Source organism: Kiloniella spongiae (assembly GCF_001026905.1).
GTDB lineage: Bacteria > Pseudomonadota > Alphaproteobacteria > Kiloniellales > Kiloniellaceae > Kiloniella > Kiloniella spongiae.
This window is the reverse complement of record NZ_LAQL01000002.1, coordinates 291,536-316,309: the sequence shown is the minus strand read 5'-3', so window position 1 is coordinate 316,309 and position 24,774 is coordinate 291,536. Positions and strand designations below refer to the sequence as shown.

20 protein-coding genes are annotated in these 24,774 nt (G+C 44.5%); 10 read left to right on the top strand and 10 right to left on the bottom strand.

Annotated elements, in window-relative coordinates; genetic code table 11:
* The first annotated feature begins 202 nt into the window (after positions 1 to 202).
* Both WH96_RS01460 and WH96_RS01455 read left to right on the top strand, forming a co-directional pair.
* The gene (locus tag WH96_RS01460) at positions 203 to 742 is read left to right on the top strand and encodes a peroxiredoxin (protein WP_047762346.1); all 540 of its coding nucleotides are present in this window, start codon (positions 203 to 205) and stop codon (positions 740 to 742) included.
* A gap of 158 nt (positions 743 to 900) precedes the next feature.
* Positions 901 to 1,431, top strand: coding sequence for a carboxymuconolactone decarboxylase family protein (locus WH96_RS01455; RefSeq protein WP_047762345.1), 531 nt, complete (start codon positions 901 to 903; stop codon positions 1,429 to 1,431).
* Positions 1,432 to 1,476: 45 nt separating this feature from the next.
* Here the strand turns inward: WH96_RS01455 and WH96_RS01450 are convergent, their stop codons facing one another.
* Positions 1,477 to 1,680 (bottom strand): hypothetical protein, encoded by a 204-nt coding sequence (locus WH96_RS01450; RefSeq protein WP_047762344.1) that lies wholly within the window; start codon positions 1,678 to 1,680, stop codon positions 1,477 to 1,479.
* Positions 1,681 to 2,041: 361 nt separating this feature from the next.
* On the opposite strand from WH96_RS01450, the gene WH96_RS01445 reads away from it, so the two are divergent.
* The 5 genes from WH96_RS01445 to WH96_RS01425 all read left to right on the top strand — a co-directional run bounded on the left by WH96_RS01445 (position 2,042) and on the right by WH96_RS01425 (position 11,126).
* A complete protein-coding gene (locus WH96_RS01445; protein ID WP_047762343.1) occupies positions 2,042 to 3,244 on the top strand; it encodes a pyridoxal phosphate-dependent aminotransferase in 1,203 nt (400 codons plus the stop codon).
* A 213-nt stretch (positions 3,245 to 3,457) separates the two neighbouring features.
* Positions 3,458 to 4,465 carry a protein-methionine-sulfoxide reductase catalytic subunit MsrP gene (msrP, locus tag WH96_RS01440; RefSeq protein WP_047762342.1) on the top strand — a complete coding sequence of 336 codons (1,008 nt, stop codon included), beginning with the start codon at positions 3,458 to 3,460 and terminating at the stop codon, positions 4,463 to 4,465.
* A gap of 404 nt (positions 4,466 to 4,869) precedes the next feature.
* The gene (locus tag WH96_RS01435; RefSeq protein ID WP_047762341.1) at positions 4,870 to 6,720 is read left to right on the top strand and encodes a BCCT family transporter; all 1,851 of its coding nucleotides are present in this window, start codon (positions 4,870 to 4,872) and stop codon (positions 6,718 to 6,720) included.
* A 264-nt stretch (positions 6,721 to 6,984) separates the two neighbouring features.
* The gene (locus WH96_RS01430; RefSeq protein ID WP_047762340.1) at positions 6,985 to 8,796 is read left to right on the top strand and encodes a hypothetical protein; all 1,812 of its coding nucleotides are present in this window, start codon (positions 6,985 to 6,987) and stop codon (positions 8,794 to 8,796) included.
* Positions 8,793 to 11,126, top strand: coding sequence for a hypothetical protein (locus WH96_RS01425; protein ID WP_156176660.1), 2,334 nt, complete (start codon positions 8,793 to 8,795; stop codon positions 11,124 to 11,126). Before WH96_RS01430 ends, WH96_RS01425 begins: the two co-directional genes overlap by 4 nt.
* A 165-nt stretch (positions 11,127 to 11,291) precedes the next feature.
* Here WH96_RS01425 and WH96_RS01420 read toward each other — a convergent pair whose 3' ends face one another.
* Positions 11,292 to 12,209 (bottom strand): AraC family transcriptional regulator, encoded by a 918-nt coding sequence (locus WH96_RS01420; RefSeq protein WP_204248090.1) that lies wholly within the window; start codon positions 12,207 to 12,209, stop codon positions 11,292 to 11,294.
* Here WH96_RS01420 and WH96_RS01415 point away from each other — a divergent pair, their 5' ends adjacent.
* Entirely contained in the window at positions 12,210 to 13,430 is a 1,221-nt protein-coding gene (locus WH96_RS01415; RefSeq protein ID WP_047762338.1) for an MFS transporter, read from the top strand.
* Positions 13,431 to 13,461: 31 nt separating this feature from the next.
* Here WH96_RS01415 and WH96_RS01410 read toward each other — a convergent pair whose 3' ends face one another.
* The 6 genes from WH96_RS01410 to WH96_RS01380 all read right to left on the bottom strand — a co-directional run bounded on the left by WH96_RS01410 (position 13,462) and on the right by WH96_RS01380 (position 20,881).
* Positions 13,462 to 14,832, bottom strand: a complete 1,371-nt coding sequence (locus tag WH96_RS01410; RefSeq protein ID WP_047762337.1) for a hypothetical protein — start codon at positions 14,830 to 14,832, stop codon at positions 13,462 to 13,464.
* A gap of 289 nt (positions 14,833 to 15,121) precedes the next feature.
* Positions 15,122 to 16,221, bottom strand: a protein-coding gene (locus tag WH96_RS01405) for an IS3 family transposase (RefSeq protein ID WP_156176659.1) whose coding sequence is annotated in 2 segments (ribosomal slippage) — positions 15,122 to 15,969 and positions 15,969 to 16,221 — 1,101 coding nt in all. Because the reading frame shifts where the segments join, the coding sequence is not laid out codon by codon here.
* Positions 16,222 to 16,290: 69 nt separating this feature from the next.
* Positions 16,291 to 17,070, bottom strand: a complete 780-nt coding sequence (locus tag WH96_RS01395; protein ID WP_156176658.1) for an eCIS core domain-containing protein — start codon at positions 17,068 to 17,070, stop codon at positions 16,291 to 16,293.
* Positions 17,071 to 17,552: 482 nt separating this feature from the next.
* Positions 17,553 to 18,443 (bottom strand): LysR family transcriptional regulator, encoded by an 891-nt coding sequence (locus WH96_RS01390; protein WP_047762775.1) that lies wholly within the window; start codon positions 18,441 to 18,443, stop codon positions 17,553 to 17,555.
* 259 nt (positions 18,444 to 18,702) lie between these two features.
* Positions 18,703 to 19,647 (bottom strand): thioredoxin-disulfide reductase, encoded by a 945-nt coding sequence (gene trxB / locus WH96_RS01385; RefSeq protein ID WP_047762333.1) that lies wholly within the window; start codon positions 19,645 to 19,647, stop codon positions 18,703 to 18,705.
* A 244-nt stretch (positions 19,648 to 19,891) separates the two neighbouring features.
* The gene (locus WH96_RS01380; RefSeq protein WP_047762332.1) at positions 19,892 to 20,881 is read right to left on the bottom strand and encodes a mitochondrial fission ELM1 family protein; all 990 of its coding nucleotides are present in this window, start codon (positions 20,879 to 20,881) and stop codon (positions 19,892 to 19,894) included.
* 211 nt (positions 20,882 to 21,092) lie between these two features.
* Between WH96_RS01380 and WH96_RS01375 the strand changes: the two genes are divergently transcribed.
* Complete coding sequence (locus WH96_RS01375) at positions 21,093 to 21,593, top strand: Lrp/AsnC family transcriptional regulator (protein ID WP_047762331.1); 501 nt, start codon at positions 21,093 to 21,095, stop codon at positions 21,591 to 21,593.
* A 100-nt stretch (positions 21,594 to 21,693) separates the two neighbouring features.
* On the opposite strand, the gene WH96_RS01370 is transcribed toward WH96_RS01375, so the two are convergent.
* Entirely contained in the window at positions 21,694 to 22,914 is a 1,221-nt protein-coding gene (locus WH96_RS01370) for a GGDEF domain-containing protein (RefSeq protein ID WP_156176657.1), read from the bottom strand.
* Between the two features lie 104 nt (positions 22,915 to 23,018).
* The gene (locus WH96_RS01365; protein WP_047762329.1) at positions 23,019 to 24,173 is read right to left on the bottom strand and encodes a hypothetical protein; all 1,155 of its coding nucleotides are present in this window, start codon (positions 24,171 to 24,173) and stop codon (positions 23,019 to 23,021) included.
* A 121-nt stretch (positions 24,174 to 24,294) separates the two neighbouring features.
* Between WH96_RS01365 and WH96_RS01360 the strand changes: the two genes are divergently transcribed.
* On the top strand, positions 24,295 to 24,717 hold the full coding sequence (locus tag WH96_RS01360) for a rhodanese-like domain-containing protein (protein WP_047762328.1): 423 nt from the start codon (positions 24,295 to 24,297) through the stop codon (positions 24,715 to 24,717).
* Positions 24,718 to 24,774: the final 57 nt, after the last annotated feature.

Sequence of the window (24,774 nt, the reverse complement as noted above, 5' to 3'; positions counted from 1 at the left end):
GAGGGAAAGAGAGTAAAAATGTAAAGTTAGTTGTTAATTAGAATTATTCTAAAAACATCTTGACTTCGTGAATTTCTAGAGATTAAGTAGGCGCATGAAAATACCCTCTGCGCAGGGCCTTGCGCAATTAGATTTTGGCGAATTAAAATTTGCATTAATACCGGCGCTCACAAAGTGGGCATAATTATAAGGACGTGTAAGCATGCTTACGATTGGTGATAAGTTTCCAGAATACGCTTTGACAGCTGTTGTTTCTAATAACCCAGCGGATGGTTTTGTTGAAATCACAGACAAAAGCTACGAAGGAAAATGGAAAGTTGTTTTCTTCTGGCCAAAAGATTTCACATTTATCTGCCCAACTGAAATTGCTGCTTTTGGCGCAATGAACGAAGAATTCGAAGATCGTGATGCACAGATTCTTGGTGTTTCCACTGATAGTGATTTTGTGCACATGGCTTGGCGTAAAGATCACGAAGACCTTAACGATCTTCCTTTCCCTATGGTTTCTGACATCAAACGCGAGCTTTGTGAAGGCCTGGGTATCCTGGACGCAGAAGCTGGTGTCGCACTTCGCGCTACTTTTGTTGTAGATCCGGATGGTATTATCCAGCATGTTGGCGTAAATGGTTTGAACGTTGGTCGTAACCCACAGGAAACACTTCGTATTCTTGATGCGCTACAGACTGATGAGCTGTGCCCATGTAACTGGAACAAAGGCGACGACGTTCTTAAAGTTGCTTAAGAATCGTGTGCTTTAGAAAAGGGCGGGTCCGGGAAACCGAGCCCGCCCTTTTTAGTATGAAATTTTTGCTCACCTAATTTATTAACCTGTACTTGATGGTTGAAGATTTGGCTTGCACCAAGGAAATAACATTCCGCGATTAAAGGGAGATATGGATCGTGTCTATTAGTGATTTGAAGTCAGCAGTTCCTGATTATGCCAAGGACCTTAAACTGAATATTACCAACGTTCTGACATCGACATCTTTGAATGACCAACAGATTTGGGGAACCGCGCTTGCGTCCGCTCTTTCTAGTCGAAATGCTTTTGTCATCAAGGTAATTAATGCTGAAGCAAAAGAAAAGCTATCCGCTGAAGCTTATACAGCAGCAAAATCGGCGGCATCGATTATGGGGATGAATAATATCTATTACCGCTTTGCACACCTTAGTGGAAATGAAGATTATTTGAAACTTCCTGCCAGATTGCGCATGAACATCATTGGTCGCCCTGGCGTTGATAAAGTCGATTTTGAACTTTGGTCTTTGGCGGTATCAGCCATTAATGGCTGCGGTATGTGCATCGAATCCCACGAAAAGCAAGTTGCAGCAGGTGGAATCTCCAAAGAAGGTATTCAGGATGCTATTCGTATTGCGTCTGTAATGCATGCCCTTGCTGGCACGTTTGACGGTGAAGATGCTTTGGGCTAATAAATACAGTGCCTGCAGCGCTTAAGCAGTATCTAAGGAAAGAGGCTATTGGGCCTCTTTTTTTATTTCATTTCTTTTTTCTTCGGTCATTCGTTCCGCAAGGAAGCTTTCCGGCGACAGGATTGCAGCTAGGGAAACAGAAACGGTAGAAAGAGATATTAATAAGGCCAAAAGAGCCGACAGACTCACAAGGCCTGTTTTACGATTATTTCTTTTGTGTGTATCACGGACATAACCCATTCTATGCATCCCGCACATTCCTTATTTCGATAGAGAATTGATTTAAATAAGCTCTGCTAAGTTACCTAAATAGAGGTCAAGTGTGACAGTTGTTTAGATAAAATGAGGCAATTCGGTGTTTATACTGATCTAAGCTGACATGTCCCTGACAGATGCTGTGCTCGTAATATGTAGATCAGCTAAATTTTTTTAGCAGGGATGACTGTACTTTAATTAATGCGCGTGCAAAGTGACAATAATTCAAATTCACTGTTGCGATGTCTGTGTCGGTTATATTACGGTGCCGCTGTGCAACACCCCGTCTTGAAACTCGTAAGTCCGATCAGACCTATCTTGTCTAGATTCGGCGAAACAACAGGAGCATAAGGTCATGCCGCAACTTGCGGATCGCCTCTCGCGAATCAAACCCTCTCCGACTATTGCTGTAACTACAAAAGCCCGTGAGCTGAAAGCTGCTGGGCGTGACGTCATTGGCCTTGGCGCTGGTGAACCGGATTTTGACACGCCGGATAACATCAAAGCAGCCGCTATTACCGCCATCAATGGTGGAGACACACGCTACACAGCTGTTGACGGTACACCTGAACTCAAAGCTGCAATCTGTGAAAAATTCAAACGAGACAACGGTCTTGAGTACAAGCCAGAGCAGATTACGGTTGGTACTGGTGGTAAGCAGATTCTGTACAATGCTTTCATGGCAACACTGAACCCCGGTGACGAAGTGATCATCCCGGCACCTTTCTGGGTGTCCTACCCTGATATGGTTCTTCTAGCTGATGGTGAGCCAGTTGCTGTGCCTTGTATGCAAAGCAACGGCTTTAAACTACAAGCCGAAGATCTGGAAGAAGCAATTACTGATAAAACAAAGTGGGTATTGCTGAATAGTCCTTCAAACCCAACGGGTGCGGCTTATTCCTATGACGAAATGAAGGCTCTGACAGATGTGCTTAAACGTCATGAACACGTCATGATTCTGACGGATGATATGTATGAAAAGCTTGTTTACGACGATTTTGAGTTCGTAACACCGGCACAAGTCGAGCCATCCCTTTATGATCGTACGCTGACCATGAACGGTGTTTCCAAAGCCTATTGTATGACTGGTTGGCGTATTGGTTTTGCGGGTGGTCCCGTGCCGTTGATTAAAGCTATGGCCAAAATTCAATCTCAGAGTACATCAAATCCTTGCTCTGTGAGCCAGGCAGCGGCTGTCGAAGCTCTTCGTGGTGATCAGAGCTTTATTCCCAAGCACAACGAAGTCTTTAAAGCTCGTCGTGATATGGTTGTTGATTTACTCAACGACTGTCCGGGCATTAACTGTTCGAAGCCTGAAGGTGCTTTCTATGTGTATCCGTCTTGTGAGGGTACCATTGGCAAAACAACTCCGGATGGAAAACAGATTTCTTCCGATGGTGATTTTGTGACTTACCTTCTCGAAAGTTTTGATGTTGCTGCAGTTCAGGGTGAGGCTTTTGGTCTGTCCCCTTATTTCCGTATTTCTTATGCAACATCAACAGAAGCGTTGAAAGAAGCTTGTGAGCGTATCAAACGTGCGTGCGAAGCTCTGAGCTGAAGATGAGTTAAATATACGATCAATTCTCCGCGAAATATTTGGGCGAGAGGATCTGGTTTAAAATAAAGAAAGGGTGCATCATTCCATGCACCCTTTCTTTATGTGAGGTGATGGTTTTTTGTCACTGCAACACAGATCACTAACGCAGCAGTGATTTGTTTGTGAGAAGGACAAGTAGTATCTCTGTAACTGGAACATGACAGAGGATTTATAATGCTATTGAAATTTCGCAAATCCTGGGAGCTGAAAGAAAGTCAGTTGACCGAGGAAAGTGTATATTTGAATCGACGCAATTTTATGAAACAGGCTGCTTTAGGATCGGCTGTTTTATCTGCCGGCCTCGTCACAGGGTGTGATGAACCCTCGGCAGAGGCAACTGCGCCATCCAAAGAAACAACAGAGCAATCCAGTTTGGACCCAAGCGCCAAATACTATCCAGCAAAGAGAAACGATCGCTATAAGCTTGATCGAGATCTGAGCTTTGAAGAACTTGCAACGACCTATAACAATTTTTATGAGTTTGGGTCTTCAAAAAACATTCATGAAAAAGCTCAGGCCTTACCCTTGCGCCCATGGTCAATTGCCATTGATGGAATGGTCGAGAAAGAGATGCAGCTGGATGTGGATGACCTATTTGCCAAGATTGAGTTCGAAGAGCGCCTCTACCGACATCGCTGTGTCGAAGCTTGGTCGATGGCTGTTCCTTGGACCGGATTTCCATTAAGGAAGTTGGTTGAACTTGCACGTCCGCTATCCAGTGCGAAATATATTCGTATGGAGACTTTCAATCTACCGGATATTGCCAGCGGGCAAAAAGCGCATTGGTATCCATGGCCTTATATTGAGGGGCTGACGATTGAAGAAGCATCCCATGATCTGGCATTCATTGCGACCGGGATTTATGGTAAGCCAATGCCAAAACAGAACGGAGCACCGCTTCGTCTCGTGACACCTTGGAAGTACGGTTTTAAATCAACCAAATCGATTGTGAAATTTACTTTCACCGATAAAAGACCTGTTTCGTTCTGGGAAGAAATCCAGGGATCTGAATATGGGTTCTGGGCGAATGTGAACCCAGAAGTTGCCCACGCGCGCTGGAGCCAGGCAACGGAACAGCCACTTGGGCAGAGCGAGCGAGTGCCGACTTCGTTGTTCAATGGCTATGCTGATGAAGTTGCTGACCTTTATAAAGATATTAAGGGTGAACGCCTCTATACTTAAGTACGAAAACATCTGGTAAAGTTTGATAAGGCAGGGCGAAAATGAAAATCGCTCTGCCTTATTTTTGTTCTCATATATTCATGATTTGTAGGTCAATAATTTTTAAGTTTAATTCAATTTTACTGTAAAAAACTTAAATAATTTGAATTTGACTGAAGCTTTGTAGAGAAGTTAAAGTAATATTTATGTAACGTTATCAGAAAAAATGAAGTACTCTTGTGCCAGCTATCTGTTTGAACTCTGTGAAATCGTACTTGGGCTTTCTGCAAAGACATAAATAGATAATAAAAATACTTCGGTGTACTCGACTGCACCCGTTTTTGCCAAAAATTGTTTTGAGTAATCAGAGTTTATAATGCTGTTACAACGAAAAACGATAATAAAAAACTAAACGGGGAAACATAATGTCAATCAAACCACCATTCACTGATCTCGAGATCAAGAAGGCCGAGGGCGGCTTTTATGAGGGATACAGTGTCCCCATTGCCCTAATCAGTAAGATCAGTATGGCCTTGCTTGTTATATGGGCGTTGGTCTGGCCCGGCAATGCCAATAGCGTCCTATCTGCCCTGAACTCTAACGTCCTGAATAGCTTCAATACTTTTTACATTATCGCCGTAGGCGGTTTTGCTTTCTTCTTGTTTATTATTGCTTTGATACCAGCAACTGGCAGGAAAAGGCTGGGCGCTGAAGGTGTTAAGCCCGAATTTTCTAATTTTTCATGGTTCTCGATGATGTTTGGTGCTGGCCTTGGTGTTGGTTTGATGGTCTTCGCGACCGCGGAACCTCTTGGTCTCTGGGGTTCAAACCCGGTTATCATTGATGGTACTGTTGTTCCAAATACCGAAGAAGCAGTTCAATCCGGCTATCGCTATACCTTCCTGCACTATGGTTTCCATGCTTGGGCAATTTATGTGACCACAGGGCTTTCCTTGGCTTACTATGCCTATACGCGGGATATGCCTTTGACGATCCGTTCAGCACTTACACCGCTTTTTGGCAAGATGATCAATGGACCTTTTGGTCATATTGTTGATGTTCTAGGTGTTGTTGCGACCATTCTTGGTGTTTCTGTAACGATTGGATTTGGTGTTAGTCAGTTTGTTGATGGCGTTTACGCCGTTACTGATATGAGTTGGCTCATGAACGGTGATGCCGAAGCGCCAAAACCAAGTGTTGTTGGCTTGCTTGCGGCCCTGTTCATTATTATGGGCCTTTCAATTCTGTCTGCGGTTTCCGGTGTTGGTCGTGGTATCAAGTACCTCTCGAACCTCAATCTGGTGCTGTCAATAATCCTGCTTTTGACATTTGTTTTCTTTGGCTCCTTTGCCTTTGCCATGACAACCTTTGGATCAAGCCTGGTAGATTATATCATTCACTTCACCCAAATGTCTTTTGGTGCTTACGGTCCACTGTCTGCTGACGAGTTTGCCATGGCACTACCGGAAGTCGCCAAAGGTCTGCCAGCCGAAGATATTGCTTCTATCTTTAGTGGTGCGACCAACGCATGGGGATCTCTGGATGGTTTCAAAGAGACTTTACCTGCATCCGTAACGGCACTTGAAAATTCAGACGAACTTGCTGCGGCTCTTTATGCTGCGGGTACAGAAGGTCGTCAGTTCGGATGGCAAGCTGGTTGGACAACCTTTTATTGGGCTTGGTGGATTGCATTCTCTCCATTTGTTGGTCTCTTCCTTGCGCGTATTTCCAAAGGTCGTACCGTTCGCGAATTCATCCTCGGATGTGTAATTGCACCAGCCATTGTTTGTTTCCTTTGGATGACGATTCTTGGTGGAACAGCAATTGATCTGGAGCTAACAGGTGGTGCTGATGGCGCAATTCTTGGTGCATCCAATACTGCAAAGCTGTTTGTGACTCTTGGTCAGATGCTTTCAGGTGGCACACTATCCGGTTTAACCATTATGTGTGTTGTGCTCATTATGACCTTCCTGGTGACATCTGCTGACTCTGGTATTTTGGTGATGAATACCATTATGTCTGGTGGTGAGCAGGATACAGGCATCAAACACCGCATTATCTGGGGTGTTATTCTAACCAGTGTAATCGGTGCTTTGATTATTGCTGGTAATAGCGGTGCAGAAGCCAACCCGTTTGGGGCGCTACAGAATGCGATGATCATTGGGGCGTTGCCCTTTACCATGGTCATGGTTCTGATGGTGATCTCTCTTGCCAAAGCTCTCTATAGAGATAATCACAGAGAGAAGATCGCAGAGACGACGCAAGCAGCTGAATAAGCATTTAAGCCTAATGAAAGAAAAGTCACGCAGAAATGCGTGGCTTTTTTTATTGAACATGTGTGTTCATGCCTGGCCGTGTGAGCTTTGAATTTGTGCGTTTTGGGCCTGGAATTCAGAATACATTTCGTACTCCTCCTTTCTTTCACTATTGCGATTTATAATTTTGCTCCCAATAACCTTGGGTTGAATTTTATTGACATTAGAAGCGATTATGTATCAAGCTTTGTAGGGGCGGTGAACGTAAAAAAGGGGGGGGTGGTCATGAAAAAAAGACTATTATCCAGCTGTGCGGTTCTAATTGTTCTGAGCTTGAATGCATGCGGAACTCCAGATTTTATTCATGTGCGTAAGGGCGTTAATCCGGAAAATCAAGACACGAATGTCCGTTTCCGTACAACCTATTATTTCCGAGTATTTGATGTTTGCGGTGGCTTACAACCTGATGATTCGAAACTGATTTCAAACGGAGCCAAAACAAGCTCTCCTTTTGTTAATCCGATTGTCGGAGGAAGAATTCTTACAGATTCTCTTTATCGGTTTCGTATGACAGGTAAAGCAAACGCTTTGGCTTCAGAAGTTAAGTTTGAATCTGGTACTTTACGAAAACAAGAAATAGACCCTTTCGGTGCGACTATTCAAACACATAAAGAAACAGGTCAGCCTCAGTTTGTATCAAGGAAGCAAGCCGAGGCACGATCTTTCCGCAAAGATGCAGAGCATCGTTTGGATAAATTGCTGGCTTTATATAAAGAATTGAATGGAGAAGCTGCATATAAGAATATAGATGCAGAACCAGCTGAATCCGTAACTATAAGAAAGATAATTCAACAAGAAATAAAGAAAACAATCATAGAGATGGTTAAGCCCCCTATTGAATCAGAGACTCCTGATTTAGTAGATACTGAGAATTCGCTAGCGAGATTAGCGGATGAGAGTGTAGCTCTGGCAGCTAACGCCTCTAAAGTGCAGGGTAATCTAGGAGAAAAGGTAAAAGCGGCCAAGATGGTTGTTACCTCTGTTCCTGACGTTCCTACTGCAGAAGCGAAGAAAAAGGCAAAAACAGCGTACAGCGATGCTCTAACTCTTATTTCCCAATCTCATGGTAGTCTTGATTCTGCTAAACGATCTCTTAATAATCTTGCCTCGATCATTAATCGATCTGATAGATCTTGGTATTTGGCGGAAATGAAAAGTATCACGACACAGATAGCTAGTCTAAAGAGTAATGCAGAGGAAATCAAGAAAGAGTTAGAAAAGCTTTCTTTGAAGAAAGCAAAAATAAAATTCTCTGCTAATCCTATTCCTTCACAGGACCTTTTGTTACCAAAATTCAAAATTGATCAAATTGAATTCGAATTTATAGCTAAAGATAAAACACCGATTGGTAGGCAGGTGGTCACGGGTTCCAATCTTGATGAAACGCTTATGAAGCTGGTTGAGACAATGAATCACGATGCTGATTTCAAAAAACGTTTCGCTGCTTATACGGACCCTGACAATGAAAGTATCTGGATTATTCCATTTGAAATGCAACAGGGGGGAGCTTTCAATCTGGTGTATACTTTGCCGGAAGCATCAAGTCCTGCTCAGATGAGTCTTAATCAAGAAGGATGGCCAGACAAAGCTGTTTTGAAGGCGGTTGGTGTCCTTACGGATAAGGCTGTTACTAACATGGCTATTGGGGCAAGTTCTTCTCAGGGGCTCAGTAATCTACTTAAAAAAGAAATTACTTCTCAATTATCAAATGCCTCGGATAATGTTTGTTCGAAAGGCTTTCAACGGCGTCGGGGATTCCAGGTTTTAGGCCCTGAAGGTTGGCGTACTTTTGATCAGGATGAGCGCCTTATCATGGCAATGACGAGTAGTGCCAAGCCGCTTATTTCTTCTTTGAAAAAAGTGTCGGATCAAGTGCTGAAACAGGAAGCTACGAGCAGTGCTCAAATTTTGCCACTTGTTCAGGAGCAACTGAATATTTCAAAAGCGAAAAGAGTTGTGGACAGGACCTCAGTTGAAAAGCTCGATAGTAATACCGTGCAGATATTGATTGATCTGTTGAGGGGGGAGAAAGAATGAGGAAATTGTCAGAGAGTATAGAGCGCTTAAAGTGTTTGATTATGTCATTAATACTAGGTTTGTTTGCTATTACATTTCCCTTTATATCATTAGCGGATGGATTTTTGTCAGGTGGGGCCTCAATGCGGATTGAGGTTGAAGTTTATAAAGGCCCGCTTTCGAAAGAACCTGATGTGCAGTGGGGCGAGTTGATGGGGTTAACCAAACAGACGTCCGTTGTTTTGTCCTACCTTGACGATACTCTTTTGACGCTTGCGAATTCACAGGGATATTTACCCAGTTCAGATCCGGTCAAACCTAAATCTGTGAAGGTTAGACCGGATCTTGATCTTAATCACACTCAAGAAATAGAACGTGGCGTTATTTGGGGATCTTATGCTAGCCCAACTTCAGAAGATGAGGGGCATTGGTGTTCCTCACCCAATTTAATGAAACAAGGAGGAGGGGCGTTTAGTAAATTAGATGATATGTCTTGTCTCCATGCTGCTCAAATTCATCAAGATATTCAAAGGTTTTTGGTTTGGGTACATGCTGTTCAAAAAGCCATGAAAATTGCTGATGACGCGTTGTATGGAAATGGCGGCATTGCTCAAGTTTGTAATGATGATGCCAGTCAAAAGGCAGCCTGCGAACAGAAGATAAGAGACTTCCAAGGGAAGGCGAGAAAAACGATTGCTGCGGTTTCAGAGCTTGCGATTGCAATGAAAGCATCCTCTTTCTTTTGGGCACAAAGCCAGGTTGTGGTAATGACGAATTCAGAAGCCATAGCATCTATTTTACAGGGCTATGCAACGGGTGCTGCTGAATTGAGCAATCAGCTACAATCAAAAGCAGATGTGTTGGAAAAACAATTGTCTGTGAATCGTCGTTATCAGCCCCTGAGTGCATATTTACGCGCTTCCTCTTCAACGGACTTTATCAACTTGGCAGTCTGGAACAGGCCATTTATTGGACATCTGTATGATGCCTTCACCAATGGATCAGCAGAAAGCAGAGTCGTTGGTATCCAGCGGCTTTATGCAGATCACAATTGGTCAAAAATTAATACGGCCTATGCAAGTGGTCAGGGGGATGTTGCTATGGCCTTTATCAAAGATGATATTGGGAACTGGAATTTGAAAACTTTTTCTAATGACCCCGCTGAACTGGTTGATTCCTATGGCCAAGTAGGTAAAGCGTTTTTGAAAACGGCTGTAACTCTTGCATCTGGCGGAGGTGGAGCCGCTTTGAGTTTGTTAGAAAAAGGTGATGCTCTGGGAGCAAACGCAGTGGCAGTAGCATCAAATCGACAAGCTTTGGAAGCTGCTGAAGCAGGGCGCCGTATGGCATTTGGGAACGATGCCTTAGAGAACGATCCATCTGTGGGAAATAGGGGAGGATTGCAGAGCTTTCGTAATAATACAGTCAAGCAATTAGCGACACTTAAACAGCGGCTTACAGAAATTCATAAGGTTGCTGCAGAAACTGCGACCGGCAAAGCTTCGATGGGGCGTATTCAATTCAATGAAATGCCAACTGACGGTCAAAGCATACAAATTGGTAATGCTCGTATGGTGTTTGCTAAAAGTCTGGCGGAAAATGAAATCACCAAAGTATTGATTACAGATGGGGATAAAGCTGCAACGTTGAACAATCTTAAAGTGGCAGTTGAAAGTTTACCCTCGGATTATACATCGCACCAAGTATCTCTTAGTGTTTCTGATCAAAGAATTATGATGGTGGAACATAAAACACTGGGTGCTTCAGGAAATGATTTTCCTCTTTCCGCGTCTGTTTTTGGTAGCTGGGGAGGAAAACGTCATGTTGAATTACCATTGAAAGAGGGGAAACCTGATGAAAGTCAAAAAGCTTCAGCAACTTTTTCTCTCAATAAATTACCAGAGGATGGTGATCGTGTAATTGTTCGCGGAACTGTATACACTTTTAAGATCTCTCCATCGGTAGTAAACGAAATCCAAATAGATACTGTGGCTGGAAAGAGTAATAATGATAAAATGATTGCAACGATGAAGTCTTTTGCTGATGCACTTAAAAAAGATCATACTTTAACTTCTTTGGTCGATGTTGATGCACAAAATCAACATGATTCATCTGTTGAATTGATTGCGCACGCTTCTGGAAAGGGACCTGAAATCATAGAGGTTGGTGTTTCCGATTGGGTTCAAATTTCTAAAATGTCAGGTGGAGTTAATTCAAGCTCGACACAGCCTGATAAAGATGAACTTGTGAAAATACAGCAGGAGATCTCTCAAGTTTTGAATACTTATCAAATAAGAGTTGAGACTCTTCAATCTATGTTAGTTCCGCCACGTACAGAAGAAGTCCAATAGCTATAATAGAGGGCGATGATCGTAATCCGTTATGGCTAACATATACTAGTATTACAATCTTGGCTGATACGATCAATTTGTTGATCTAGGGTATATGTAGTTAATCGAAATGTTTTTTGAATTTGGATTGATGTTGTTTAAGTTCATCAAAGTTTTTCTGCAGATTTATTGAGCTGCAAAATAGGCGGCAGGCGGTTTTCCCAGAGTCCGTTTGAACATGGCGATGAAAGCACTGGGGCTGTCATAGCCGAGATCAATGGCGACAGAGGTCACGGGTTCACCAAGGGCCAGGCGTTCCATGGATGCCATCAGGCGGCATTGGCTGCGCCATTGGCGAAAGGTCATACCAAGCTCCTTGGAAAACAGTCTGGCAAGTGTACGGCTACTGGCCCCCACATCGCTGGCGAGATCTTCCAATCCCCGCGGATCAGAAGGACTGTGTATCAAACACTCGGTAACGCGGCGCAATCTGAGATCCTGAGGAAGGGGTAAGTGAAGGGGAACCGTTCTGGCTGCCCGGATCTGATCCATAAGGACCTGCATCATTCGTCCGTCTGCGCCTTGTTCATCATATTCGACGGGTAGAGTGGCGGCGTGAATCAACATTTCCCTTAACAGTTTAGAGACCGAAATAACGCAACAGTTATCAGGCATACCTTGGGAAAATTCTTTGTCCAAGTGCAGCGCTCGCCATTTCGAACCATGAGGTGAATAGACTTCGTGGTCTGTTTCATGTGGAATCCACACGGCCCGTTGTGGGGGCACAACCCAACTGCCTTGATCTGTGTAGATTGCAAGAACACCCTCGGCAGCATAGGCCAGCTGACACCAAGTATGACTGTGTGGCAAGACACGTCTGCCGGGGCGCATATTGGCAGCGCGAACCATAACAGGGCGTACCAGTTGCTCTGGCACATCATTTGGTTTGGATACGAGTGGTTGGTCGGTGGGCGGTTCAATTCTCATGGTATTTTGTAAATTATTGTCCGTTTGTCGATACCATATGGCATGATAGCGCAAGACAGTCTTATTCGCTATGTCTATTGTAGCGACAATAAAAAAGGTCTTGATGGAAAATAACATATGAAACCTCTCGGTCATTATCTCAAACCGGAAGTCTGGCGCACACCCGAAGGTTGCCTGATTATTCTCTCTGCTGCGATGCCTTTGGCCTTTGCAACATGGATGAGCCTTCTGAATAACTTTGTTGTGGAAAAGGCCGACTTTGGTCTGGCTGAAATCGGTATCTTGCAATCCGTGCGTGAAATCCCGGGACTCCTCGTGGTGAGTGCCCTTTTGTTCCTGCTCTTTATCAAAGAGCGCACCTTTGGTCTGATGGCTTTGATCCTGTTGGGTGTGGGTGTTGCCGTCACAGGCTTTTACCCCAGCGCCTTCGGCCTCTATGTGACCACGGTGATTATGTCGTTCGGGTTTCACTATTACGAAACGGTCCAGATGTCGCTAACCCTGCAGTGGGTTGATAAAGAAAGAGCGCCTCTTTCCATGGGACGGCAACTGTCTGCACGGTCCATCGCGTCGATCATTGCTTACGGTATGATCTGGGTGATCTTCACCTTCTTTGGTCTTGATTACAAATGGGTCTATTTGGCGGGCGGCACGATGACCATTCTGATGGTTCTGTTTGTTGTGCTTGCCTTCCCGTCCTATTCACCAAAGGAAGTGCAACACAAAAAGATGATCTTGCGTAAACGCTATTGGCTCTTTTATGCCCTGACCTTTATGGGCGGTGCGCGTCGCCAGATTTTCGTCGCCTTTGCCAGCTTTATGATGGTGGTGAAGTTTGATTTTTCCGTTGCTGAAATCACCATGCTCTACCTGGTGAACCAGGCCATTAACTTCTGGCTCGCACCCAAGATCGGGAAATTTATCTCTCGCTGGGGCGAACGCCGTGCCCTGATCTGTGAATACATCGGCCTTATTTTGGTGTTTTCCGGCTATGCCTTGGTCGCTGAAGCTTGGATAGGGGCCGTTCTCTACGTACTGGATCACTTGTTCTTTTCTTTTGCCATCGCACAGAAAAGCTATCTTCAGAAAATCGCCGATCCCAAAGATATTGCTTCAACCTCTGGCGTCAGTTTTTCCATCAACCACATCCCGGCTGTCTTTATTCCTGTCCTCTTTGGCCATGCCTTCCCCGACGAAGCCATGTGGATGGTCTTTGCTGCGGGTGCCGGCATGGCGGTGATATCCCTGATCCTCGCCTTCAATGTGCCGAGAGACCCAAGGCCGGGTAATGAGGTTGTCATAGGGGGAACAAAACCTTTGCCGCAGGCTGCGGAGTAGGGCCGCTTGGGAAGGTGATTAGAGTAAAAAATTAATAATGTTTATGCAATCGATACTCAGAAATAGCTTTTTGCATCTTATAATTACTTTCCTCAATGTTTTGTGTAATAATTTTTAATTGTGTGATGTATTTCAAATTTCTTTTTTTTATAGAAGATCTTTTTTCGATATCAGAATTGTTTTTATCATTTAAATTTTTGCTAATAAGGGCAATTTCTTTATTGTTATTATGTGTTGCTTTCAGGAAGTCATGATAGTTCTCCATTAAAGCTTTAAATGTCTTTACTGATTCTATAGTCGTTTCTGTTTTTTCGATACTGACTTCTAGACTTCTAATTAAGGTTAGCAAATCAATTTTATCGACTCTTGCGAGTGTACCGTTTTTAATTTTTATGTTGCTGGATTTAAGATGCTGCTCAAAAGTTTTCTGGTCAGGGGTATAAGGGGCCATTTTATCGTATAATGTTTTTATCTTTTTAGTGTAGAAATCTACTTCCTTGCTATTGTTGTCATTTGATGGGTTTGCTGATGAAATAATGTTTAAAGCTAGCTTAAAGCTAGAAAAGAAATTATATGTCTCATAGATCAAATCATTATCTGCAAGAGTTGTTCTTAATTGGTAATGGGTTTCAATATCATCCAAGAGAATGTTGATAAGATTTTCGATTGGTTGAGACGATATTTCTATAAATACTTGGCTTGTTACACCAATAGAGTCCAATTTAGAGGCCGAGATTACTGGTCTATTAAGTGGGTTGCGTAAAGTCAGTGCTATTGAAAGTTTGTCGAAGAAATCTATGACTAGTTGATACGTTTTTTTATCGTTACCTTGGGTGCTGAGCTTGTGTATCAAGTAATCATATTCGAGTAATATTTTGAAGGCACGTCTTTGAAATGAAATTGTTGGGTTTTCTTGCTTAGTTGTGTATTTAGGGAATGGGTCATGTTTCGTTACTTTATTCTGGTCAGTAAATTTTTCACCAACCTTATAATTGCTCTCTTGTATGAACAAGACCTCGTTTAATAACAATGTCCTTTGTGCTAGCAATCTCCTATATTCGAGTTGAGATTCTATTGAGGATTCGGTCAAAAAATAAGTTTGTTTTTGTGCGTCATTATATTCTTTAATTATTTTCTCTATATTTAATGAGTATTTGGTGGAAAGTATATCGTTAGCCTTAATTTCAAGGTATTTATCTAATCCTAACCAGCCTATTGCAGTAAAAGCTAAGGCAAATGGTATGCCTATATTCTTTACTTTGGACATTATTATTGATTGTATTTGATCAGCTAAAGCGTGGGCTCCTGATTCATTTAGCTTATTCAGGTTCACTCCACATGAGCTGCAAAAATTACTTTCAGCAGTAAGATCGGCGTGACAGATATAGCATTTATCCAGCATTATTTTCCCCTCAAATTCTAGTTCTCATTCTCTCAACGCACAATTCAAACAGTTAATTCATGCTCTTTAAAATCTCACGCTGGTATCAAGCGAACCCAATGAGATAAACAACTTTTATTAATTGAATGTATTATAATATACTACTTTTAGGGGCGTGATTGTGAGAATCTTATTAGTAATCTTTTTGTTGTTTTCGTTTTCCACAAGCGCCGAACCTGTTTGCGTTGTGACCTGCGCCCCAAGTTCCCTCCAGTTATAAATAGAGACCTTGGTTAAATAATTGTTGGCCTTATGCGGCCAGTTTGTCCACCTTGAATTTCTTTACATATTCCAATGGTGGGATGTTTCCAATTGCAGAATGAGGTCTGTGTTGATTGTAATCCTTTCTCCAATCTGCGAGCACCTCGCGGGCGTGTTTCAAAGAACTAAACAGCGTTTCATTCAGACATTCATCTCGCAATTTACCATTAAAGCTTTCAATGAATGCATTTTGTTGTGGTTTTCCAGGTGCGATATAATGCCAGTCAATCGTAGCTTCCTGTACCCATTTCAAAATGGCAGTACTCGTAAACTCCGTCCCATTATCTGAGACAATTGTCTTTGGTTTCCCTCGACTTACAATGACCTGTTTAAGTTCTCGCACGACCCGTGATCCTGATAGAGAGGTATCTGCAATCAGGGCTATATTCTCGCGTGAAAAATCATCAACAACGGTTAACATACGGAAACGTCGTCCGTCACTTAGAGCATCTGATACGAAATCCAGGCTCCAACGTTGATTAGGGGCCTTCGGTAGAACTATAGGCCTGCGTGTGCCAAGAGCGCGTTTCCTACGGCCACGACGCTTGACTTGCAGATTTTCTTCGCCGTAAATTCTGCGAAGTTTTTTGTGGTTCACTAAAACACCATCTCGTTCCAACATAATGTGAATACGACGATAGCCAAAGCGACGGCGTTCTGTGGCAGCCTTACGTATTGCTGCACGAAGATCACCATTATCGGAGCGCTTGGATTGATAGCGAACACTTGAACGATCAACTTCCAAAACATCGCACGCCCGACGCTGACTCACCCCGTGTTCGCAACAGGCATGTGTCACCGCTTTTCGCTTGGCTTCGGGCGTTACCATTTTTTTGAGTTGATGTCTTTTAGCACCGCATTATCAAGCAAGCTCTCAGCCAGAAGTTTTTTGAGCCGACTGTTCTCGTCTTCCAATACCCGTAACTTACGGGCATCGGAAACCTCCATACCACCGTACTTGGCTTTGTATTTGTAAAACGTTGCAGAACTAATCCCGTGATTGCGACAGACATCTGCTGTCCTCACTCCAGATTCCTGTTCCTTTAAAATTCCTATTATCTGTTCTTCGCTAAAACGCGATTTACGCATCGTCCGTCTCCATTGCTTGGAACGACTCTACATTAAAATGGAAGAACTTTCAGGGCTCAGGTCAACGAGCTATCTGGACCTTACAACAGGCGGAGGGGCTTGCATAATGGGGAATTCAGGAGGAGGAGGTAGATCAGTTCGAAAAACTTCACCGGGGGCCAGAGGTTGTCTGATGCCGCGACCTCCTGCAAGCATTATATCATGTGCTTCTGACAGCAAAAGCCGAGCTTTTCGAGTGGCAGCTACTTCTAGATCGATAAAGTCGTGAGGGTTAAATGTTATATGTTGAAACCCTTCTCCAATTGATTTGAATTGGTATTCACATAAAAGTGAGGCTTGAGATCCTCTCGTTGAGTATTGAACAACATGCTCCAGTTCATGGAGCATCCATTCAAGGTCTCTTTTGTTTCTCAAATCTATTCTTCTGGGAAAATATATCTCGTTAGTGAAAGTCTGTGCTGACCCATTACTTGTTCTTATTCCTTCGGCATATCGTACAGTGCGAAGGTTTTGCTCGGGAAAATGTTTTTGCATCGAATAAGCAAAGAAATCGGGTAGTTTTCTCCAGTGTCCATTTGCTCTTCTCCGTAACTGGGAAGCATAGGCACTAATTGGGGCCGCACATGCTTCATTAAATAATTTACCTGGCCTATTAATCAGATAATCGATGGGTTTTTGTCGAAATGCTTCCCCTGAATTAGCTAAGTTTTGCATGTGTTCATCTAATCGCTCACCTGTCAGATCTTTAATCGGGTCCCATGAGTAGGAGGTTGACGGATTAAGGTAAGTTAGAGTTATCAATATGATAATAAAAAGCGGATTCCTACAGATGAGCATTGCTTTATCCAATATGATTCCAATAAGAATTTATAACACTATTGCGAGAATAATGGAAGCGGCTCACACTTAATTTATCTAGGGGAGATTCAATATAACAACTCTTATTCGCTTTAATTCTATCCGTATGTACAATGCCTGCTATTGCAGATGCCCTTGACGATATAACTATCAAATCGGAGATCAATGAGAGTTTTTAAGAATCGATTAGGCGAAAAAAAACCTCCAAGCACGAAGCTTGGAGGCAAGTTGAACAGGGAGGCTTCACGTCTGGGAGACGTGGGGTCCGAAGACCCCCAGGCCGAAGCCTGGAAACAGACCGACCGGAGCAAGCTCAACAGTCAGTCAAAGTAGATATTGCAACGCAACATCTGATGACAATCAATGTAGCATTTTTTTTGAGGATGTCGATTTACATTATTACAGTGCCGATATGCATTGTGTGCATACCTATTAAGGTTCTGTAATAAAAGCGTAATATCGAATCTTTTGTCCTAGAATTTTGATTCTGCGACCTTGCGTAATAGGAAATCGCGGAAAATGGCAATTCGCTTGGAAGATCTCATTTCCTCGGCATAGGCAAAATAGGCGTCGAACTGAGGCCCTTCAACCTCTGGTAAGACCTGTACCAGATCACTGGATTCCTGTGTCATGAAGTCAGGAAGTGCGCCGAGACCTGCCCCGGAACGCACAGCCTTCATGATGGCATAGATGTTATTGATGGCCATGGATGCGCGACGCAAGCCGGTTCCTTCAGTCCCGACATGCAAGAGCCAGTTGATATCTGGAAGAGGCGGTTTCGTATCATCCCCATAGACAACGAGCCTGTGATCCGAGATCTCATTCACTGTGCGCGGCATACCATACTTTTTGATATAGCTCGCTGATGCATAGATATGCATCTGAGCGGTCAAGAGGTGCCGCTGGATCAGATCTGCTTGTCTTGGCGGGTGCAGGCGCACGGCGACATCGGCTTCGCGCATGGAAAGATCCAGCTCTTTGTCCGACAGGATAAGTTGAACTTCTACATCTGGATAGAGGTCGATAAATTCGTGTAGGCGTGGGGAAAGCCAAGTCGAACCAAAGGCAACGGTCGTTGTGATCTTAAGCGGGCCTTTGGGGCGATCTTTACTTTCAGTCAACTGTGCTTCTGTCATGGCGAGTTTGCCAAAGACATCATGAGCAGTTCTATAGAGGAGTTCGCCTTGTTCGGTCAGAATCAAACCGCGCGCGTGGCGGTGAAAAAGTGAAACCTTGAGACTGTCTTCCAAAGCAGAGATTTGACGACTGACTGCAGATTGGCTGAGGTTGAGTTGTTCCCCTGCGTGGGTAAAGCTTCCGGCTTCGGCAACGGCGTGAAAAATACGCAGTTTATCCCAGTCCATGATGGACGCTTTAAGGCCGCTCCGGCGTTTTGTGCCCTCTGACAAACCACTTCTCCCTTAGTCTGCGCGTTGAATTCGCGACAGCGATTCGTAAATTATCGTTATCTTACTGTAATTACAGCTTCTTAACAAATTGTGCCTAAGCGTATATTTTTTTGGAAGGCCAAAATCAAATAAAATTCTAACCTATATTATGTAGGCCAAATAAAAAGCGAAGCTCGTGTAAGCTCCGCTCTTTATTTTGGGGTCCGTGAACGTTCTAGTCGTTCATTTCTGTCAGATAGCGTTCGGCTTCGAGTGCGGCCATGCAGCCCATGCCCGCCGCTGTCACAGCCTGTCGGTAAATTTTATCAACACAGTCACCGGCTGCAAAAACACCGGGGACATTGGTTGTTGCGGTACCGGGTGTCGCCAGAATGTAATTTTCATTATCCAGATCAAGCTTACCCTTGAAGATAGCGGTCGCGGGATCGTGCCCGATTGCCACAAACATACCGTTGACATCAAGCTCAGAGAAAGACGCATCCTGTGTGTCTTTAAGCTTCAGACCCGTTACACCGTCTGTCGGTGTGCCTAAGACATCATCAACAACTTTATTCCACTGAATGTCGATTTTCTCGTTCTTCAATAGGCGATCTTCGAGGATCTTTTCACAGCGCAAGGCGTCTCTTCTATGAACCAATGTCACCTTGGAGCAAATATTTGCCAGATAAAGAGCTTCTTCGACCGCGGTGTTACCGCCCCCGATAACAGCAACCTCTTTGCCACGATAGAAGAAGCCATCACAGGTCGCACAGGCGGATACGCCACGACCGTTGTATGTTTCTTCACCCGGTAGGCCCAACCAGCGTGCCTGAGCACCTGTGGCGATAATCACGGTGTCTGCGACATAGCTGTTACCGCTGTCGCCTGTACAGACAAAGGGTCGTTCGTCAAAATTGACTTCGTTGATAATGTCGAAGTGCATTTTTGTGCCAACGTGCTCAGCCTGTTTTTGCATCTGTTCCATCAACCATGGGCCTTGAATGACGTCCGCAAACCCGGGATAGTTTTCGACCTCGGTGGTGATGGTCAACTGGCCGCCGGGCTGGAGGCCCTGAACCAATATCGGTTCAAGGTTTGCGCGCGCAGCATAGATGGCGGCGGTATAGCCCGCGGGGCCAGAGCCGATAATCAGTACTTTGGTACGGTGGGTTTCGGACATGCTCTTTGTATCTTTCTCGTTATATCTTTATCGTATTGGCTTCGCCCAGGACACTCCCAGAGACGTTCTCAGAGACACTCAAAGGACCCGCTACGAAAGTGGTCGTAAAAGTCTCGACAAAAGTTCGGGCGAAAATCACGATAGAATCGTCTTGTTCTTGAGTGAAAAATAGAGTGCCTTGGCGCTCTCTACAAGGGGCAGATCAATATCTTTTCAGCTTTATCCGCGGGCTTTTATTTTTCAGCTATAGACGCCCGGAATCATCCAGTTTTTTCAATATGATTTTGGCTATCCGCTGTGATTCGCAAAGCGGCGGATAATGCCATGTTTCCAGCGTGCCATCAAAGGGACGGATAATGCCATCATCCCTGAGCTTCTTGTGAAATCGGTCAAATTTTTTGGTGCCGCCTTCAAGATCAACAGTAAAGACGGGGCGACCGGTACTCGCAGCCTCTGTGACCATATTTACTGAATCGCTAGTGACAATGATAGCATCGGCTGATCCCAAAAAACCAAAGTAGGGGTTGGGGGACTGTCCATCCCATACAAAAGCGGGCAGATCTTTTAGATAGCCTAATAGTAAGGCTTCGTTTTGCTGGCCCGTACGACGTGACGTTGTTACGAGAAACCCGCACCCTGTTTCCTGATGCAGCTTTTGGAGTTTATTTCCGAGCTGATGAATGATGTCGGCTGTGAGATCATAAGCTTTGCTTTTCCCGCCGATCAAAACCGCAACCAATGGTTTGGGGAGATCTTTGATACGGGGGGCAAGGTCTTTTTTGCCTGCTTCAAGCAGATCTGGCGTGATTTTGTTAAGGGCACCACAGGTCGTGAGGACATTGGCGCCTCTTAACCTGTCGTGTTCAGGCGTTATAACGAAATTATAGAGATTGGATGATACCTTGGGATCTTGGATCTGGATGGCAAAGGTTTTGCCCTTGCTGAGCTTCCGAACCAAGGCTGTGAAAAGAGCCGCCTGACGTCCGCAACCGATAATAATATCCGGCCAGCTTTCTCTGGGCACATCTTTTGGGGGAAGGGCAGAGGTATCATAGATGCTAGAATGCAGAGGGATCAGGGCTGGTGGCAACCACTTCCAGGGGGATTTCATTTGGACATGGTGAATGACAGGGGGCAATCCCATAGCTGCTGCAAGGCCCAGACAATTGGCTTCTATACCGGCGCGTCCATCGCTAACAGCCCAGCAAACAAGGTTTTTCTTAATCTCTGTCATTGTTCTGGGAATATCGCGCGACAAGCGGATCTAGGCAAGGAAAAGACCACCATTGAGACAGTTACCTAATAGAATTTGTTTGTTGGATCTTGAAAAGATGGAGGTCACGAGTAATATTGTTACTCAAAATCACTCGATTCGCTCTAATTGTTTATCATGTGACAGCATGAAAGCTTAGGGTGTTACCGGAAACACTGTACAGGACGTTTGCATGCGCCGCGTAAAGTTAGATCGTATAGATCTTCGTATACTTCAGGATCTTCAAGAAGATGGACGTGTCACCAACGTCGAACTCGCCCGCCGAGCAGGTATTTCAGCTCCTCCTTGTCTAAGACGGGTACGGGCCTTGGAAGAAGCCGGTTTTATCAAAGGCTATCACGCAGAGCTAGAGGCAGAAGCCTTGGGCTATGAAGTGGCCTTTTATGCTTTGGTTGGTCTTACAGGTCAGTCCGAGCAGGTTTTGACTGAATTTGATAACTATATGAATGAATGGCCGGAAGTGCGCGAATGCAGCATGACCCGTGGCTCAAATGATTTTGTTTTAAAATTGGTTGCCCGGAATACCAGCCATGAAAATGAGCTAACGGAAAAGCTGACGGCTGCGCCGCATGTTGCAACCGTGCAAACCATTCAGGTCATCAGAACATCTAAAAATATTCCGGGGGTTCCAATTGATGACAATGATGCGCTTCTTTTGGGCGGGCAGGAATAAGCTCGTTAACTGACGAGTACGCGCAAGATAAATAATAAAGAGGCCCTGATTTCATTAAAAATTCAGAGCCTCTTTTGCGTTTAGGGTTGATCGCTGTCATTTACATTTCGATAACGCAGTTTCTGCCTTTGTCTTTTGCTTTGTAGAGGGCTCGATCGGCTTTTTTCATTACATCCATCGGGTCTTCATGTTTTTCTGTTCGTTCTGAAACACCAATAGATACGGTTACTTTGACCTTTTTATTTCCTGTGTTCTTTCGTGTACTTTTCTTTGATTTTGTGGGCTTTTTTGTGGGGCGATCTGATCCTCTGATAACAAAGACCGTTCCTTGAATTCGTTCGCGAACTTCTTCAAGATAATCGAAGGTTTCATCAATGGATTTCCCCGGAAAAAGTAATGTGAATTCTTCGCCGCCATACCGATAGGCGCGGCATCCCCCCCCGGTCTGGTTAAGACGGGAAGAGACCATTCTCAGGACTTGATCGCCAACATCATGTCCGTAGGTATCATTGAATTTTTTAAAGAAATCTATATCCACCATCGCCAGTGTATAGCGGCGACCGAGCTTCTTCATATCAGCAAGCAAAGCCCGTCGAGCCGGTATGCGGGTCAACTCGTCCAGAAAGGCCATACGGTGGGATTCCTGGAAAAGACTAAGAATGAGCAGAAGCGATGCGAGTGTTATAAATATGGGGGTTGCGGGTAAATCGCCGTACCGCAGGGCTGCGCCAAAAAGGGCAATGAGGCCGCCAAGATACCCTGCATCCATTGGCCTGTGCTTGATGATCAGGCGAACGGTCAATACCAGCGCGGCAAGGCTGAACGTGCCAAAGGATAGGGCAGGTAAAGGCATCCAGCTTCCCCATGCAGGACGCCATTGCATTGCGTAGTTCAAATCAATCCAAAGGTTGGAAAATATGCCCAGATCATTGGCGGGATAACCAAGTGTCGCGATCATGCCGCCCACAACGATTAGCAATAATCCCTTTGTAAAACCGGAAGGTGTTAGAAGACCCCGCTCTTCACTAAGCGCGAATCCCATCCAAGCCAATGGTATAAAAATAAAGGCCGCAGCTGACTGGGTTTCAGACATGCTGGTGCCGAAGTAAGCAAGGGCAACAGCGATGGCGAAGCAAAAAACAGGATTGGATTTTCTGAACCAAAGGCAAAGTCCTGCGCCCAAAACCGATAGGGTTGTCGGTGCAATATCAAGTAACAGGTCTACCGGTGCCGGATAGCTATACGGATAGGCGACCAGATAAATAGCCCCAGTGACAAGCAGAATAGGCGGCAGATATAATTTTAAATAGTCCGAAATCACGGGCAAGGATGCTTTTCGAAAGAGAAAGACGTAGGAACAGGGATTAAATCAAGGTGGCACCTAGGGAAAATAAAACCGATTTTTCATGTGCATGATCCTCTTCTTTACTCACCCTGTGACAGTGCCTGCTTCGAAATGCGTTCCATTATATCTTCGATTTCCGGGCTGGCTGGTTTTTCTTCTTCATCAGCGTTTTCGTCTAAGAAGCTGTCAATATCGGTATCTTCGCTCAAGGGAATTTCTTCCGCACTGATTTCGGCTTCTACTTCAGTAGGTGTTCCTATGTCAGGCGCGGTTTGTGCCACAGCTTCAGGCTCGATATCTGATTCATCTTCTGCTACGGCGGGTTCTGGCGTGGAATCCTGTGATAAAATCTGATCTTCGAGTGGATCTTCCAATCCTTCTAGTGGGCTATCGGTATCTTCAGTAGCTGGGGCTTGTTCGTGGCTATCTTCTGCAGGGAGAACCTCTTCAAGGTTGTCAGCGATTTCGGCGATAATGTCGTCTTCCGAAACATCAGCAAGTTCTGCTTCTTCAATTCCATCTTCTCCGGTTATATCGTCATCAGTTAAATCGTCTCCAGCCTCATCTTCCAGTGCGACTTCTGGAATATCTTCTAATGTTTCTGAGGCGTCTTCGGTTGAAACTTCGTCTGCTGCGGATTCTAGAGAATCGGGAACGTCTTCAGATTCGGGGGCATCGTCCATAGAAATTTCGGTTGCCCCATCATCAGTGCCTCCCTCGGAATCGTCTATTGAGAGATCGTCTTCATCCGCTGTCATACCATCATCGCTGTCAGTGGCTTCCAGATCAGCGACAAGTTCTTCAATCTCGTCGAGGTCGCTTTCATCGTCACTCTCTGAGGCGTCAGAGCTGTTTAGTTCAGCTGCGTCTTCGTTAATGTCAGAAGCTTCGCTTTCGTTTGTAACTTCTTCCTCAGGCGCGGGAAGGGATAAATCAGCGTTAGTTGATTTATCTTCAATTTCAACAGCTTCACTTGTCATTGCCGAGATGCGGACATCCATATCCTGTAGGGTATTTGTCGTATCTCCCTTTTCGATGGATTTCAAAAGAGAGAACAACATCGTGCGTAGTTGTTCGTTTTCATATTCTAGTTTGCCGATGGTCTGATCCTTTTGCTCGGTAATGTTGAGCAGGGCAATCAAGCGTTGGCTGTAGCCTTTTTGTTGATCAGCGATGAGACCAAAATGTTCTTCTGCTGCTTCTACCCGGGTACGAAGTTCTTCTAAATCAGACATGCCTGAATCCTATTTCAAAAGTATTTGAATAAAGTATTTGATGAAAAAGGTTTTAAAATCCCTAATTCTCAATATTAATAAGCGCCAATTAACCAAATGTCGGGCGCAAATGGAGATCGGAATGGAACAAAACTATGCTGGTGATGTCTCTGTAGAGTATGTATGGGATGTCTTGGAAAAAGATTCTGATGCCGTTTTGCTCGACGTACGGACCATCCCGGAGTTTCAGTTCGTAGGTGTACCGGATTTATCAGCTTTGGGAAAAGATACGCAACTTTTGCCCTGGCAAGTTTACCCACAAATGCAGGTTAATCCTGATTTTGTAGCGACAGTAAAGCAGTTGGGGATTAAGGAAGAACAACCCCTTTATATTCTGTGTCGATCGGGTGTGCGTTCTGTTTCAGCCGCAATCGCCCTGACGGCACAGGGATATAAAAATTGTTTCAATATTCTGCACGGTTTCGAAGGACCTGCGGATGAACGCGGCCATCGGGGAAAAGTTGCGGGTTGGAAAGCTGCTGGTATCCCCTGGAAGCAAAATTAATCTAAATCAACATCGTGATGCCCATGGGAATGGTTTCCAAAGGGATTGAAAAGAGTA

Bases quoted from the DNA above. Each gene is read 5' to 3' on its own strand.
- WH96_RS01380 (WP_047762332.1), bottom strand. From the start codon at position 20,881: ATGACAGAGATTAAGAAAAACCTTGTTTGCTGGGCTGTTAGCGATGGA.
- WH96_RS01375 (WP_047762331.1), top strand. From the start codon at position 21,093: ATGCGCCGCGTAAAGTTAGATCGTATAGATCTTCGTATACTTCAGGAT.
- WH96_RS01460 (WP_047762346.1), top strand. From the start codon at position 203: ATGCTTACGATTGGTGATAAGTTTCCAGAATACGCTTTGACAGCTGTT.
- WH96_RS01430 (WP_047762340.1), top strand. From the start codon at position 6,985: ATGAAAAAAAGACTATTATCCAGCTGTGCGGTTCTAATTGTTCTGAGC.
- WH96_RS01360 (WP_047762328.1), top strand. From the start codon at position 24,295: ATGGAACAAAACTATGCTGGTGATGTCTCTGTAGAGTATGTATGGGAT.
- WH96_RS01365 (WP_047762329.1), bottom strand. From the start codon at position 24,173: ATGTCTGATTTAGAAGAACTTCGTACCCGGGTAGAAGCAGCAGAAGAA.
- WH96_RS01410 (WP_047762337.1), bottom strand. From the start codon at position 14,832: ATGCTGGATAAATGCTATATCTGTCACGCCGATCTTACTGCTGAAAGT.
- trxB (WP_047762333.1), bottom strand. From the start codon at position 19,647: ATGTCCGAAACCCACCGTACCAAAGTACTGATTATCGGCTCTGGCCCC.
- msrP (WP_047762342.1), top strand. From the start codon at position 3,458: ATGCTATTGAAATTTCGCAAATCCTGGGAGCTGAAAGAAAGTCAGTTG.
- WH96_RS01420 (WP_204248090.1), bottom strand. From the start codon at position 12,209: ATGTTATTTTCCATCAAGACCTTTTTTATTGTCGCTACAATAGACATA.
- WH96_RS01425 (WP_156176660.1), top strand. From the start codon at position 8,793: ATGAGGAAATTGTCAGAGAGTATAGAGCGCTTAAAGTGTTTGATTATG.
- WH96_RS01450 (WP_047762344.1), bottom strand. From the start codon at position 1,680: ATGCATAGAATGGGTTATGTCCGTGATACACACAAAAGAAATAATCGT.
- WH96_RS01445 (WP_047762343.1), top strand. From the start codon at position 2,042: ATGCCGCAACTTGCGGATCGCCTCTCGCGAATCAAACCCTCTCCGACT.
- WH96_RS01390 (WP_047762775.1), bottom strand. From the start codon at position 18,443: ATGGACTGGGATAAACTGCGTATTTTTCACGCCGTTGCCGAAGCCGGA.
- WH96_RS01415 (WP_047762338.1), top strand. From the start codon at position 12,210: ATGAAACCTCTCGGTCATTATCTCAAACCGGAAGTCTGGCGCACACCC.
- WH96_RS01435 (WP_047762341.1), top strand. From the start codon at position 4,870: ATGTCAATCAAACCACCATTCACTGATCTCGAGATCAAGAAGGCCGAG.